The 13,422-nt window shown below is 72.1% G+C and carries 9 protein-coding genes; 5 read left to right on the forward strand and 4 right to left on the reverse strand.

Annotated elements, in window-relative coordinates; genetic code table 11:
* Nucleotides 1–9 precede the first annotated feature (9 nt).
* The 4 genes from pulA to PVK37_RS27385 form a co-directional block, all read right to left on the reverse strand.
* Nucleotides 10–5,502, reverse strand: coding sequence for a pullulanase-type alpha-1,6-glucosidase (gene pulA / locus PVK37_RS27370; RefSeq protein WP_275030707.1), 5,493 nt, complete (start codon nt 5,500–5,502; stop codon nt 10–12).
* A 229-nt stretch (nt 5,503–5,731) separates the two neighbouring features.
* The gene (locus PVK37_RS27375) at nt 5,732–5,965 is read right to left on the reverse strand and encodes a hypothetical protein (RefSeq protein WP_275030708.1); all 234 of its coding nucleotides are present in this window, start codon (nt 5,963–5,965) and stop codon (nt 5,732–5,734) included.
* A gap of 11 nt (nt 5,966–5,976) precedes the next feature.
* On the reverse strand, nt 5,977–6,819 hold the full coding sequence (locus PVK37_RS27380; RefSeq protein WP_275030709.1) for an ABC transporter permease: 843 nt from the start codon (nt 6,817–6,819) through the stop codon (nt 5,977–5,979).
* Nucleotides 6,816–7,769 (reverse strand): ABC transporter ATP-binding protein, encoded by a 954-nt coding sequence (locus tag PVK37_RS27385; RefSeq protein ID WP_275030710.1) that lies wholly within the window; start codon nt 7,767–7,769, stop codon nt 6,816–6,818. The genes PVK37_RS27380 and PVK37_RS27385 overlap by 4 nt, the downstream gene beginning before the upstream one ends.
* 459 nt (nt 7,770–8,228) lie before the next feature.
* On the opposite strand from PVK37_RS27385, the gene PVK37_RS27390 reads away from it, so the two are divergent.
* The 5 genes from PVK37_RS27390 (at nt 8,229) to PVK37_RS27410 (ending at nt 13,416) form a co-directional block, all read left to right on the forward strand.
* Nucleotides 8,229–10,427 (forward strand): TOMM precursor leader peptide-binding protein, encoded by a 2,199-nt coding sequence (locus PVK37_RS27390; RefSeq protein WP_275030711.1) that lies wholly within the window; start codon nt 8,229–8,231, stop codon nt 10,425–10,427.
* 54 nt (nt 10,428–10,481) lie between these two features.
* Complete coding sequence (locus PVK37_RS27395; RefSeq protein WP_275030712.1) at nt 10,482–10,667, forward strand: thiopeptide-type bacteriocin; 186 nt, start codon at nt 10,482–10,484, stop codon at nt 10,665–10,667.
* A 183-nt stretch (nt 10,668–10,850) separates the two neighbouring features.
* Nucleotides 10,851–11,069, forward strand: coding sequence for a hypothetical protein (locus PVK37_RS27400; protein ID WP_275030713.1), 219 nt, complete (start codon nt 10,851–10,853; stop codon nt 11,067–11,069).
* 67 nt (nt 11,070–11,136) lie between these two features.
* Nucleotides 11,137–11,322 (forward strand): thiazolylpeptide-type bacteriocin, encoded by a 186-nt coding sequence (locus tag PVK37_RS27405; protein ID WP_091191769.1) that lies wholly within the window; start codon nt 11,137–11,139, stop codon nt 11,320–11,322.
* A gap of 105 nt (nt 11,323–11,427) precedes the next feature.
* Nucleotides 11,428–13,416 carry a TOMM precursor leader peptide-binding protein gene (locus PVK37_RS27410; protein ID WP_275030714.1) on the forward strand — a complete coding sequence of 663 codons (1,989 nt, stop codon included), beginning with the start codon at nt 11,428–11,430 and terminating at the stop codon, nt 13,414–13,416.
* Nucleotides 13,417–13,422 lie beyond the last annotated feature (6 nt).

A 13,422-nucleotide genomic window follows, 5' to 3' on the forward strand; every position in this document is an offset into this window, starting at 1 on the left:
GGTGTCCGGTCACCTCTGGACGAAGACCGCCACGCTGCGGGCCGGGACGGTGAAGGTGCCGCTCGCCGCGTCGAAGGACGCCGTCCGCAGCGCCTGGTCGGCCGACCCGCGCAGCACCGGGTGCAGCGCCACGTCCGCCCCGCGCAGGCCGGTGACCTGCTGGGTCGCCGCTTCCGGGGTGGCGTTGAAGACCACCGTCACGGACCTCCACTGCCGGTCCAGGCCGCGACCGTCCAGCGTCATGGTGAGCACACCGGGGGTCTCCTTCGGCCCGGACAGCGGGAACGCCACCCGCTTCTGCACCTCGGCGGCGCTGGTCAGCCCGAACACCGGGGAGGAGGCCCGGATGCGCAGCAGCTCGGCGTACCGGGCGTCGGCCAGGTTCACCGCCGCGCAGTCCGGCACCAGCTTCGCGTCGGCCAGCAACGGCTTGGCGTACGGCCACTTGTCCTGGTTGTCCTGCGCCGGGGGCAGCCCGATGCCGAATCCGTTGCCCTGCGCGCAGTCCCAGCGGATCTGGTTGAACCAGTCCCCCGAGTTGTACGAGTTGCGGTCCAGCGACTTCGAGCGCAGCCGCTCGGTGCCGGTGGTGACGAACCCGGTGCCCTGCCCCATGACCACGGTGGACAGCGCGAGCACCTGCATCCGGGCCCGGTCCGTCAGCGGGGTGTCCTGCGGCAGCTTGTACGCCAGCGCGTCGTACAGGATCTCGTTGTCGTGCGCGTCGACGTAGGTGACCGCCTCCCCCGGCGCGGCGGTGTAGCCGGCCGGCGAGCCGTTGTAGTCGACCTGCGCGCCGGTGACCTCCCTACCCGAGGTGTCGGTGAACCGGTAGCCGGCCAGGTTGCCGACCAGCCCGACCTTGATCTGGTCGTGGGCGTGCAGCAGCCGGGCACGCTGCTGGTCGGCGCTGCCGTTGACGGCGTCGCCGTTCGGGTCGGTGAACAGCCCGGAGGCGAAGCCCTGCACGCGCGGGTTGGCGTCGAACGGCCCGCCACCGCGCACCGCGTCGCGGAGCCGGTCGTTGAAGGTGCCGATGCCGGTGCCGGCCATGTTGGCCTGGGTGGCCTGGACGAACCGGGCGTCGTTCGCCACCTCGCCGAAGTTCCAGCCCTCGCCGTAGAGCAGGATCGACTTACCGTCCACCCCGTCACGGGCCACGGTCAGCTTGTCCAGGGCCCGGCGCACGTCGAGGATGTTCGCCTTCGGGTGGTGGCCCATCAGGTCGAACCGGAACCCGTCCACCTTGTACGCCTTCGCCCAGGTGACCAGCGAGTCGACCACGAGCTTGCCCATCATGGCGTGCTCGGGGGCGGTGTTGGCGCAGCAGGTGGAGTTGGCGACCGTACCGTCGTCGAGCAGCCGGTGGTAGTAGCCGGGCACCACCTGGTCGAGCACCGACTTCGGGTCGGTGCCGGCGGCCGAGGTGTGGTTGTAGACCACGTCCATCACCACCCGCAGGCCGGCGGCGTTGACCCCGGCGACCATCTGCCGGAACTCGGTGGTCCGCTTCGCCCCGGCCGGGTCGACCGCGTAGCCGCCCTCCGGGACGGTGTAGTGCAGCGGGTCGTACCCCCAGTTGTAGCCGTCGGTGTCGGCCACGGCGGCGATGCACTTCTGCTGCTGGTCGGAGTCGGCCGGCAGCTTCGCCAGGTCGCAGTCGGGCTGCTGCTGCTCGGCCCGCCGCTCGGGGATGGTGGCGAAGTCGAACGCGGGCAGCAGGTGCAGGTGGGTGACCCCGGCGTCGCCGAGCTTGCGCAGGTGGGTCATGCCGGCGGTGGCCGGGTCGGTGAAGGCGAGGAAGGTGCCCCGCCGCTGCGCCGGCACGCTGCTGTCGGCGATGGAGAAGTCCCGCACCGACAGCTCGGTGATCTGCACCTTCGACGACGGCACCGCCGCCGGCTTGCGCAGCTTCGCCCAGCCGGCCGGCGCGAGGGCCGGGTCGGTCAGGTCGACGAGCTGGCTGTGCGTGGAGTTCGGGGCCAGGGCCACCGAGTACGGGTCGGTCACCGACGCGGCGACCATCTTCTGGGCGGCCGGCTGCCAGGCGGTCACCTGGTACCGGTAGTACTTCCCGGTCCAGGTCCGGTCACCGCGTACCGACCAGACGCCGGTGCGGTCGTCGCGGCGCATCGCCACCGTGGTCGGCGGTGCGGTGGGCGTGTCGAAGAGCTGGAGCGCGACGGTGCGGGCGGTGGGCGCCCAGAGCGCCAGCGACGGCCGGTTCCCGGTGAAGGTCGGGCCGAGCGTCGCCGTGGTGGCGCGGGCGTAGACGTCGTCGAGGACGCCGGGCAGCTGCACGCCGGTCGCGCCGAGCAGGTTCCCCGCCTGGTCGCGTTCGGTGACCAGGAGCTGTCCGCGCAGCGCCGCCGGCACCTTCGCCAGGTCCCGGTCGGCGAGGGTGAACGTCCGGTACGTCCACAGGTGCGGGAAGCGGGCCCGCTGGGCCTCGGTGAGTCCGTTGCGGGTCGCGGTCAGCGGCAGCGAGGTGTACGTGCCGGACAGCTCGCCGTCGACCACGCTGACCCCACCGGCCGGCGCGGTGACCAGCGCGTACGTCTTCCCGTCGGTGGGTCCGACGGCCCAGGCGACGGTGGACCGGTCGATCCAGTGCGCCTTCTGCTTGGTGACGTCCACGTCCTTCGTCGTTCCGGTGGCGGTCGACGGCAGCAGTCGGCCCGGGGTGGCGGCGAGCAGCCACACCTCCCGCCCGGCGCTGGCGAAGTCGAGCCGCTGGTCGGTCGGCAGGTCCTTCTCGTCGCCCTTGTGGATGATGTAGCTCAGCCCGGTGGCCCCGGCGGCCAGCGGCACCCGGTAGACCGCACCGAAAGCGTCGATCTTCGTGGGCGGCATCGGGGACGCCCAGTCGGTGGGGTTCGCCGCGCCGTCCCACAGGTGCAGGCCCCAGCCGTCGTAGTTGCCGTCCGGGCGTCGGTGGTGGATGACCGCGTAGCCGTCCTCGACCGGCGGGGGCGGCGAGCCGACCGCGTCCGCGTAGCTGGTGTGCACCGTCGGGTCGCCCTGCTTCACCCAGATCTCGCCGGTGCGGGTGACGTCGATGGTGCGGTCCTGACCGACGTCCTTGTTGCCGTCGGAGTCCACCACCAGGAAGCCGACCGACTGCGCGCCCGGCTTGAGCTTCACCCAGGCGAACCGGCCGTACGCGTCCACACCGGCGAACGGCTGCCCGTTGGGCCACTCGGTGGCGTACGCCGGGTCGATGTCCCCCCAGGTGTAGAGCCCCCAGTCGGCGTAGTCGCCGTCGGGGCGCTGGTAGTGCACGATCGCCCAGTCCCGGGACGCCCCCTGGGCGGGGGTGCCGACCCGGGCGGTGGACCGGGTGCTGGCGGTACGCCCCTTGCCGTCCCGGACCACCGCCTTGTACTCGATCTTCGCGTCGCCGGGCAGCCCGGTCAGGTCGTGGTGCACCGTGTACGGGGCCCGCTCGGCGGTGCCGAGCAGCGTCCACTTCCCGCCGTCGACCCGGGCGGCGACCGCCACGGTGGCCAGCGGGTCGCCGGTGACTCCGGCGGTGACCGTGGCGCGGGTCGCCACGGCGGCGTCGGCTTCCGGGCTGCTGATGGTGATGGTCGGGGCGGCGGTCGGCTGCGGGATCGGGCTGGCGGCCCGGTACGCCACCGCCGACAGCGCCGGCACGGTGACGGTGAGCTTGCCGTCGGCGGTGGCGGTGGTGCTGCCGGTGCCGCCGTACACGCCGGTGAAAGTGGTGCGGGGTGACCAGGTGTCCACAGTGACAGTCTGCGCGGTGGCGGCGTTGTTCACCGCGACCACGTACTCCCGGCGCTGCTTGGCGTCGATCCGGGAGGCGGCGAACACGCCGGGACCGTCGGCGGCGTACCGGGTGACCTGGATGCCGTCCCGCAGCGCCGGGTGGGCGGCACGCAACGCGCCCAGCTCGGCGATGGTGCGGTACAGCGGATGGTTGCGGTCGTACTGGTCGACGGCGTGGGTGCGGTCGGTGCCGAGCAGGTCGTCGTCGAGGTAGTCGGCGGTCTTCGAGGCGAACATGTCCTGCCGGGCGTCCTTGTCGCCACCCGGCCCGGTGAAGCCCTGCTCGTCGCCGGAGTACACCACCGGCTGCCCCCGGGTGAGGAACATCAGCTGGTGGGCGAGTTGGTCGCGGCGCAGGTGGGTGGCCGGGTCACCGGTGCCACCGGCGATGAACGAGCCGATCCGGCCCATGTCGTGGTTGCCGAGGAACGTGGTCAGCCGGTCCGCGCCGGTGTCCCGGGACGAGTACAGGTCGTCGCGGGCGTACACGTCGGCGAGCGCCTTGGCGGAGCCGTCGGCGGCGGTGTAGCCGCGCGCGGCCTCCTGGAAGGCGAAGTCGAGGGTGGCCGGCAGGCCGCCCTGCCGCACGTACGTGGAGGTGATCTCCGGGTCGGCGCTGTAGACCTCACCGAACATGAAGAAGTCCTTCTTGCCGGCCTTCTCGGCGGCCCGCTCGATGCCCTGGGCGAACTGCGGCCAGAAGTCGAGGTTGACGTGCTTGACGGTGTCCAGCCGGAACCCGTCGACGCCGGTGCTGGCGATCCAGTCGCCGTACACCTTGGTGATGCCCCGGACCACCTCGGGTCGCTCGGTCCACAGGTCGTCGAGACCGAAGAAGTCGCCGTACTCGCTGTTCTCCCCGGCGAACGTGGAGTCGCCCCGGTTGTGGTACATGGTCACGTCGTTCAGCCAGGCCGGGACCTTCACGGTCTTGTCGGCCTCGCTGCCGAAGGTCGGGGTGTACGGGCCGGCGTCCGCGCCGACCTTCGGGAAGTCCCGGGTACCGTCGGCGTAGTTGCGGTCCTCGAAGGCCCGCCCCTGCGCGTCGGTGTACGGCGACGTCTTCTTGTCGACGTACGCGTACCGGTCCTCGGCGTACTTGATGACGTCTGCGGTGTGGTTGACGATGACGTCGAGGTAGACCTTGATGCCGCGCTGGTGGGAGAGCTTGACCAGCCGCTTCAGCTCCTCGTTGGTGCCGAAGTGCGGGTCGACCTGGGTGAAGTCGGTGATCCAGTAGCCGTGGTAGCCGGCCGACACGTCGTCCCCGGTGCCCTGCACCGGCCGGTTCTTGAAGATCGGGGCGAGCCAGATCGCGGTGGTGCCGAGCCCCTCGATGTAGTCGAGTTTGTCGATCAGTCCCTTGAGGTCGCCGCCGTGGTAGAAGCCCTTGTCGGCCGGGTCGAGGCCGGTCTTGAGGCGGTCCCCGGTGAGGCCGCCCCGGTCGTTGCGGGGGTCGCCGTTGGCGAACCGGTCGGGCAGGACGAAGTAGAACTGCTCGGCGCGGGCGTCGTTCGCGCCGGCCCGCAGCATGGCCTCGACGGAGGGCTCGGTACGCCACTGCGGGGCACCGGCGGCGGCGAGCGGGTCGGGTCGCCCGGTGGCGTCGGCGCCGAGCTGGTTGACGGCGACGGGCACGCCGACGAGAGCCAGGGTGAGCAGGGAAATCAGGCCGAACAGGGCCTTACGGGATCGTGGCGGGGGTTTCATCGACGGCCTTTCCGTGGTCGTTGATTCGCCCGCACGCTAGCCCTTGCGGAAAGGTTCTGCAATACCTTGCAAACGAAGTCGAAATGTTGCGGCTACCTTGCAACGCGTCGGGTGCGCTCGCCCACCGTGGCCGTCCGGCCCGGACAGGTTCCCCGCCACCGCCACCGCCACCGCCACCGCCGCGGCGGTGGCGGTGGCGGTGGCGGTGGTTGCGGTGGGTGGGTGGAGGTCAGCGCTCCGGGTGGCGGCGCTTGAAGTCCTCGTACGTCTCGTTGGCCAGCTCCAGTTCGCGGACGTGCGCCGCCAGCTCGGCCTGGCGTACCTGTGCCTCGGATCGGGCCCGGGTCAGCGCCAGCTCGTGCCGGCGGTCCCGGTACCGGGACCAGCCGCGCACCCCGTACCAGGCGATCCAGCCACCGCTGGCCGCCAGACCGGTCACCACGAAGGCGAGGAGGAACTCCATCCCGACACCCCTCAGTTCACGTCGCGTCGGACCGCGAGCCACGTGCCGAGCCCGAACATGAGCAGCACGTACCCCAGCAGAACGGTAGCCGGTAGCCAGGCGCTGGACGACTCCATCACGCCCGGGGTGCCGCCCTCGAACTGGCTCCGCGCGCCCAGCGCCCCGGCCAGCGACCCCGAACTGGGGGCCAGCAGCACCTTCTGGAGCAGTTCGAGGGGCTTGAGCACCAGGGCGAGGCCGTTGACCGCGTTCTCCAGCACCAGCGTCCAGACCAGGCCGACCGCGATGGCGGTGGCGGTGTTGCGGAACGCGATGGCCAGGAAGTATCCGACGCTGGCGTGCGCGGTGCAGATCAGCCAGGCCGCGCCGACCGCGCCGGCCAGCTTGCCCACGGACGGCCAGTCGAGGCCCCGCCCCTCCACGGTGGCGAGGATCGCGGTGACCACGGCCAGCGCGGTGAAGGTGAGCAGCACCAGCAGCAGGGTGATCCCGCACAGGGCGATCGCGTGCCCGAGCATCACCTGGGCCCGGCGCGGGCGCTGGGTGAAGATCAGGTTGAGCGTGCCCCAGCGGAACTCGTTGCCGACCACCAGCGCCCCGAGGATCACCACGATGGCCCCGCCGAAGAGCGGGAACAGCGCGATCCCGGTGGACACTAGCTGGGCCGGTAGCACGTTGGCCAGCAGCGACTCGGCGGCCTCGGCCTGCTCCGGGTCGCCGGAGAGGGCCAGGTGCACGATGTACGGGATGCCGATGCCGAAGGCGACGGCGAGGATCGTCCAGGTCGTGGTGACGGTCCACACCCCGGGCCGCTTCCGGTCGGCGAACCAGGCGGCGCGTACCGATGCGATCACTTGTCGCCCTCCCCCGGGCTCGTCGGGTCCGTCCCACCGGCACGCTCGGCCCCGGTCAGTTCGAGGAACGCGTCCTCCAGGGTGTGCCGTACCGGGCGCAGTTCCCGCACGTCGACGCCCGCCTCGACGAGCCGGCGGTTGAGTTCGGCGGCCAGCGCCGGGTCGACGGTGACCCGGATGGTGCCCTCGTCGGTGTCGACGTGGCTGACCGCGTCGTGGTCGCGTAGGCAGGCCACCGCCTTGTCGACCGGGTCGGCGACGATGACCAGCAGCCCGCTGCCGAGACGGGCGCGCAGCTCGTCGGGGGTGCCGTCGGCGACGAGCCGGCCGCCGTTGATGACCGCGATCCGGTCGCAGACCTGCTCGACCTCGCCGAGCACGTGACTGGAGAGCAGGACGGTGTGCCCACGCCGGCCGAGTGACCGCAGCAGTTCCCGCATCTCCGACACCCCGGCCGGGTCCAGCCCGTTGGTGGGCTCGTCGAGGATCAGCAGGTGCGGCTCCTTGAGCAGCGCCGTCGCGACTCCCAGCCGCTGCTTCATGCCCAGCGAGTACTCCCGGAACCGGGAGCGGGCCCGTCCGGCGAGGTCCACCTCGGCGAGGACGCGTTCCGCCGCGCTCTCCGGCACGCCGGCGTACCGGGCGGCCAGCCGCAGATTGTCCAGACCGGACAGGTGGGGGTAGAAGGTGGGCGACTCGATCAGCGCGCCGACCTGGGCCAACTGTTCCGGGGTGCCCGGTGGTTGGCCGAGGACGCGTATCCGGCCGCTGGTGGGTCGGACCAGGCCGACGAGCATCCGCATGGTGGTGGTCTTGCCCGCGCCGTTCGGGCCGAGAAAGCCGAGAACCTCCCCCTCGGGCACCCGAAGGTCCAGGTCAGCGACCGCTGTGATGCCCCGGGGGTACCGCTTGGTCACCCCGTCCATCTCGATGGCGAAACGGTCACCCATCAGCGCGACGCCACAATGACCGAACGTGCTCGACCACACCCGTCGGCAACATTTCTTCCCACGTTCATCCCGACCCACCTCGGATATCGTGTTAATATATTCGAGATCGTTGTCACAACAATATTAATCGCCGCAGACATCGATCCCAGCCGGCGGTCCGGCGAATCCGGACAGATCGTCCACATTCCGATCGGACGAGGACCCATCCCCCCGTAACCCTGGGCAAGTGGCCTCTGACCTGCGGAGAGCCTGGTGCCGCCCACAGGCTAGCCGAGCTCGATCATCTTCGGAAGGCCACCCGGAAAGATGCCGACCGGAATCTACTCCACCGCAGGTCAGCACGCATAAGCTCGCTACACGTCGATAGGTTTATGAAACAGTTTGTTGACCGCAGTGATCGTCTTGTGCACCATGGTGGGCACTTTCGAACCGGCAATGGTCGATGGCATAGGAGCCCAGATGAGCCTGCTACCGGACGGTGCCCAGACCCTCGAAATTCGTCCGAAGCTCCGGCACGACGTGGTGTTCCTGGACGCTCCGGCCGGCGCCTACCTGCGCGGACCGGACACCGCATTCCTCCTCAAGGGACGGACCGCCTTCCGCTGGCTGACCTCGCTGAGCCCGTACCTCACCGGCGAACACAGCCTGGCGCAGCTCTGCGCCGGCCTGGACGAGGGCCAGCGCCGGACCGTGGTCAGCCTGGTGCAGGCCCTGGTGGGCCGGGGCTTCGCCAAGGACGCCCGGGGCGGCACCGAACTGCCCGAGCCGCTGGCCCGGCGCTTCGCCCCGCAGATCGAGTTCGTCGACCACTTCGCCGACGACGCCACCGGCCGCTTCCAGCGCTTCCACACCACCCGGGTGGTCCTCGGTGGAGCCGGTGAGACCCTGCTCGCCGCCGCGACCGGCCTGCTGCGTAACGGCTGCGGGACGCTGGACGTGCACCCCGACGACGACCCGGAGACCTACCGTCGGGCGCTGGCCGCCGAGGCGGACGACCTGCGCGCCGAGGGCGTGCCGGTCGAGGTGCGGGTGCACGACGGCCCGCTCGACCCGTCCGGCGCGGACGCGGTGGTGTACTGCACCGACGGCAACGGCCTGGCCCGCCTGCACCAACTGGCCCGCGACTGCCACGCCGACGGTCCGCTGCTGGTCCCGGTGTACACCGACGGCGACCGGGCGGTGCTCGGCCCCACCGTCGCCGCCGGTCAGACCCCCTGCTGGCTGTGCGCCCAGCTCCGGCTCACCGCGTCCGCCGAACCCGGCGTCGCCGCCGAGTTCTGGCGACGGCTCGCCGTCGGCCCGGAGCCCGGCCCGGCCATGCCGCTGCCCGAGGTCACCGCCCGGATGCTCGGCAACGCCGCCGCCTTCGAACTGTTCCGGATCCGCACCGGGGCCCTCGCCCCGGATACCGGCACGTCGGTGCTGCTGCTCGACCAGTCCACCCTGGAATCGTCCCGGGAGAAGGTGCTGCCGCACCCGGCGTGCCCGGTCTGCCGGGACGTCGAGGTGCCCGCGTCCGCCGCCGACGCCACCGACGACGAGGAGACCTACCAGCGGGCCGAGGTGCTGGTCGCCGAGCACGCCGGGGTCTTCACCCGGTTCGTTGACGACCCGCTGGAGCAGTCCCCGCTGAAGACCGCCCGGCTGCGGGTGCCCGGCCGGCACGGCCCCCGCGAGCTGACCACGTTCGACGTGCACACGGTGATGAACGCCCGGCTGGCCGCGTACCAGGTCGCGGTCCGCGACCACGTCGGCCGGTACGCCACACCGGCCGGCGCGGTCACCGGCACCGCCGCCGAGCTGCTCGCCGCCGGGCACCGGCCGGTGCCGTGGACCGAGCTGCACGGCTACGCCGGCACCGTCCCGTACGCCACCGACCGGCCCACCAGCTGGGTCCCGGCGACGGTCCTCGGCGGTACGGCGGCACCGGACGCGGAACCGGCGGCGGACGCGGAACCGGCGGCGGACGCGGCAACCGTCCTGGTGCCGACGGCGCTGGTCCTGCCGGTGTCCGGGGCGAACGCCGACGGTGTCGCCGAACGCACCCCCGCCGGAGCCGCCGTCGGCGCCACCCTGGACGCGGTGGTCGACCGGGGCCTGGCCGACGCGCTGGCGTACCGGGCCCTGACCGGGGCGCTGCGCGGCCGGGCCGGGCTGACCGTCGTCGCCGAGGAGGACCTGGTCGCCGACGAGGACACCGCGCTGGTGGTGAAGGCGGCCCACCGGTTCGGCCGGCAGCTCACCCTGTACACGCTGGACGGGGCCGCCCCGGCGCACGCCGTCCTCGCGGTCGCCGACGCCCCCGACGGCGGGGAGCGGCCGTGGACCGTCGCCGCCGGCTTCGACCCGGTCGCCACCCGGCTCGCCGCCGCCCGGGACCTGGTCGGCCTGGTCCAGGTCCGGCACTTCGAGGGTGTGGCCGCCGACCCGGGCGACCCGCTGCTGACCGACCTGGACCCGGCGACCCTGACCGCCGCCGCGACGACCGCCACCCCCGGGGACGTACCGACCGCCACCGACCGGACGGCGGTGCTCGCCGCCCTCGCCGAGCGCGGCGTGGACGCGCTGCTGGTCGAGACCACCACCCGGGACGTCCGGGCCAGCGGGGCGTTCCGCAGCGGCGTGGTGCTGCTGCGGGAACGCCACGCGGCCGAGTAGAGCCACCACATCAGTGGTCCCCACGAGGCACGCATTCCGGAAGGAGGTGAACACATGCCGATCACGCTGAACAACGAGCTCCGCGAGCTGGAGACCGAGACCTTCGAAATCGAGGAGATCGACGGCGGCGCGGAGGACGTGCTGGCCGCGACCAGCTCGTCCTGCTCCTGCTCCAGCTGCTGCTCCTGCTCCACCTCGAGCTGCTGCAGCACCAGCACCAGCACGTCGAGCTGCGGCTGACGGTGACGGGGTCGACCCCACGCTGACGTACCCAGTCCACCCCGGGTCTCCGTAACCGCACCATCCGCCGCCGGTCGGTTTCCGACCGGCGAGCAGCCCCGCGTGCCTCCGCCGGAACCACGGTGGTGGTGCGGACCCGACCCGGCCCACGACTGGCACCTGCCGCGGCTCAAGGAGAGGCCCATGGCACCACAGCACCCCGCGTCCGTCGCGCTTCCGGAGGCCGTCCGCAGCGAGCTGCGGAACCTCCAGACCGAGACGTTCGAGGTCGAGGACATCGCGGACCTGTCCGCCGATGTCATGGACATCTGCAGCAGCAGCACGAGCACATCGAGCTGTTCGAGCTGCAGCACGTCCAGTTGTTGCAGCTGCACCTCGTCGAGTTGCAGCAGCACGAGCTGAACCACGGCACCGCCGGACGCGCACCCGGCGGTGCCGTGCATCGAGACCCCGAGAGGAGGTGTGAACAATGCCGGAACTGACCGAGGAACTCCGTGCCCTCGAGACGGAGACGTTCGAGATCGAGGACGTCGACGCCGTCGACGAGATGGTCATGGCCTGGTCCAGCTCGAGCTGCTCCTGCTCCAGCTGCTGCTCCTGCTCCACGTCGAGCTGCTGCAGCACCAGCACCAGCACCGGTTGTGGCGGGGGCTGATCCCCGCGCCGCACTGTCCCCGCCGGCGTCCGCGCCGGCGGGGATCCCACCCCCCGACCCACCGATCCGCGCACCACGGCACCGACCGCCAGACAGGTGAGGCCCATGATCGTCGACGTCCGGACCACCTCCACCGGGTGGGACACCAGCCTCAAGCAGCTCGGGGAGGCGTTCCACGAGCGGGCGCAGCGCCGCAGCGGCGCGGTGTCGCCGCTGGACGGGGTCACCGTCCGCCTCGCCGCGCTCGGCCTCACCGACGCCAACCGGGACACCGGCACGCCGCCGGCCGGCGGTGTCGTCCCGGTCTGGCTGTACGGCGCGACCGCGCTGGTCGGCCCCCGCTGGCCCGGCCCGGCCACCGACGCCGACGCCGCTGACGACACCGACGGCGGTGCCCCGGTCGGCCGTACCGGGCCGTGCCCGCTCTGCGTGCAGCGACGCTGGCAGGCCATCCGGCTGCGCGAGGAACGGCACGCCCTGGAACACGGCGCGAAGGTGAGCGTCCCCGGCCCGCTGCCGCACCTCACCCCGTTCGCCGTCGAGGCGATCTGGCAGCTCCTCACGCACGCCGCCGCGCCGCCCGCCACCCGCCCCGGCCTCGGCCGGCTGCACCAGCTCCGGATGGACACCCTGGAGACCACCACGGTGGAGGTGCTGGCCGACTCGGAGTGCCCGGCCTGCGCCACCGTCCGCCCGGACACCGCCGAGGGCGCGGTGATCGCGCTGGCCCCCCGCCCCAAGCCGGGCCCGACCACCTACCGGCTGCGCCCCGCCGACGAGCTGGACCTGCCGGTCGTCGCGCTGGCGAACCCGGTCGCCGGGGCGCTCGGCGGCAACGCGCTGCGCGCGTACAACGCGAACTCGACCGCGCCGGTGTCCGGCTACTTCCGGGTCCGCAGCCGCTACGACCTGCACGAGATGTGGTGGAGCGGGCACGCCAACAGCTACGGCACCAGCGAGACGTACGCCCTGCTGGAAGGGCTGGAACGGTACGCCGGGCAGTTCCCCCGGGCCAAGCGGACCGAGGTGTACGACAGCTACGCCAACCTCGCCCCGGACGCGATGGACCCGGCCGGTCTCGGCTACGACCCGGCCTTCTACCCCGGTCACGGGCTCTACTACGCCCCGTACTCGCCGACCGAGCCGATGCACTGGGTGTGGGGGTACTCGCTGCGCGACCGGCAGCCCCGGCTGGTCCCCGAGCAGCTGGTGTACTACCTGGACCGGCGGGAGAAGCAGCGCAAGTTCGTCCAGGAGTGCTCCAACGGCTGCGCCAGCGGCAGCTCCCCGGAGGAGGCGCTGCTGCACGGCATGCTCGAACTCGTCGAACGGGACGCCTTCCTGCTGGCCTGGTACGGCTCGTCCCGGCTGGCCGAGATCGACCCGGCCACCTGCCGGGACGAGAAGGTGCACTTCATGCTCGACCGGGTCGAACTGCTCGGGTACGACATCCGGCTCTTCGACACCCGCGCCGACCTGCCGGTACCGGTGGTGACGGCGGTGGCGGTCAAGCGCGGCGACGGCCTCGGCCAGCTCTGCTTCGCCGCCGGGGCCAGCCTCGACCCGGACGACGCGGTCCGGGCGGCGGTCTGCGAGACCGCCTCCTACGTGCCCGGCTTCGACGAGCGGGTGGAGGCGAGCCTGCCGGCGCTGAAGGAGATGACCCGCGACTACACGAAGGTCACCGAGCTGAGCCACCACGCGCTGCTGTACGGCCTGCCGGAGATGACGCGGCACGCGCAGTTCCTCTTCGACGACCCGCCGAAGCGGTCGATGGACGAGCTGTACGGCGACTGGTTGGCCGCCCGCCCCGACAACGACGACCTGACCGCCGACACCGGGTACCTGGCCGGGCTGATCGCCGGACTCGGCGGTGACGTGCTCGCCGTCGACCAGACCTGCCCCGAGCAGGAGATCGCCGGGGTGCACACGATGGCCCTGGTGGCCCCGGCGCTGCTGCCGATCGACTTCGGCTGGCAACGCCAGCGGGTGCTGCACAGCGACCGGCTGGCCCGGCACCTGGCCCGGGGCCGGCAGGGTCCCGACCAGCTCGGCGCGACCGCCCGCAACCCCCACCCGCACCCCTTCCCCTAGGAGCAC

The organism is Micromonospora cathayae, from assembly GCF_028993575.1.
Lineage (GTDB): Bacteria > Actinomycetota > Actinomycetes > Mycobacteriales > Micromonosporaceae > Micromonospora > Micromonospora cathayae.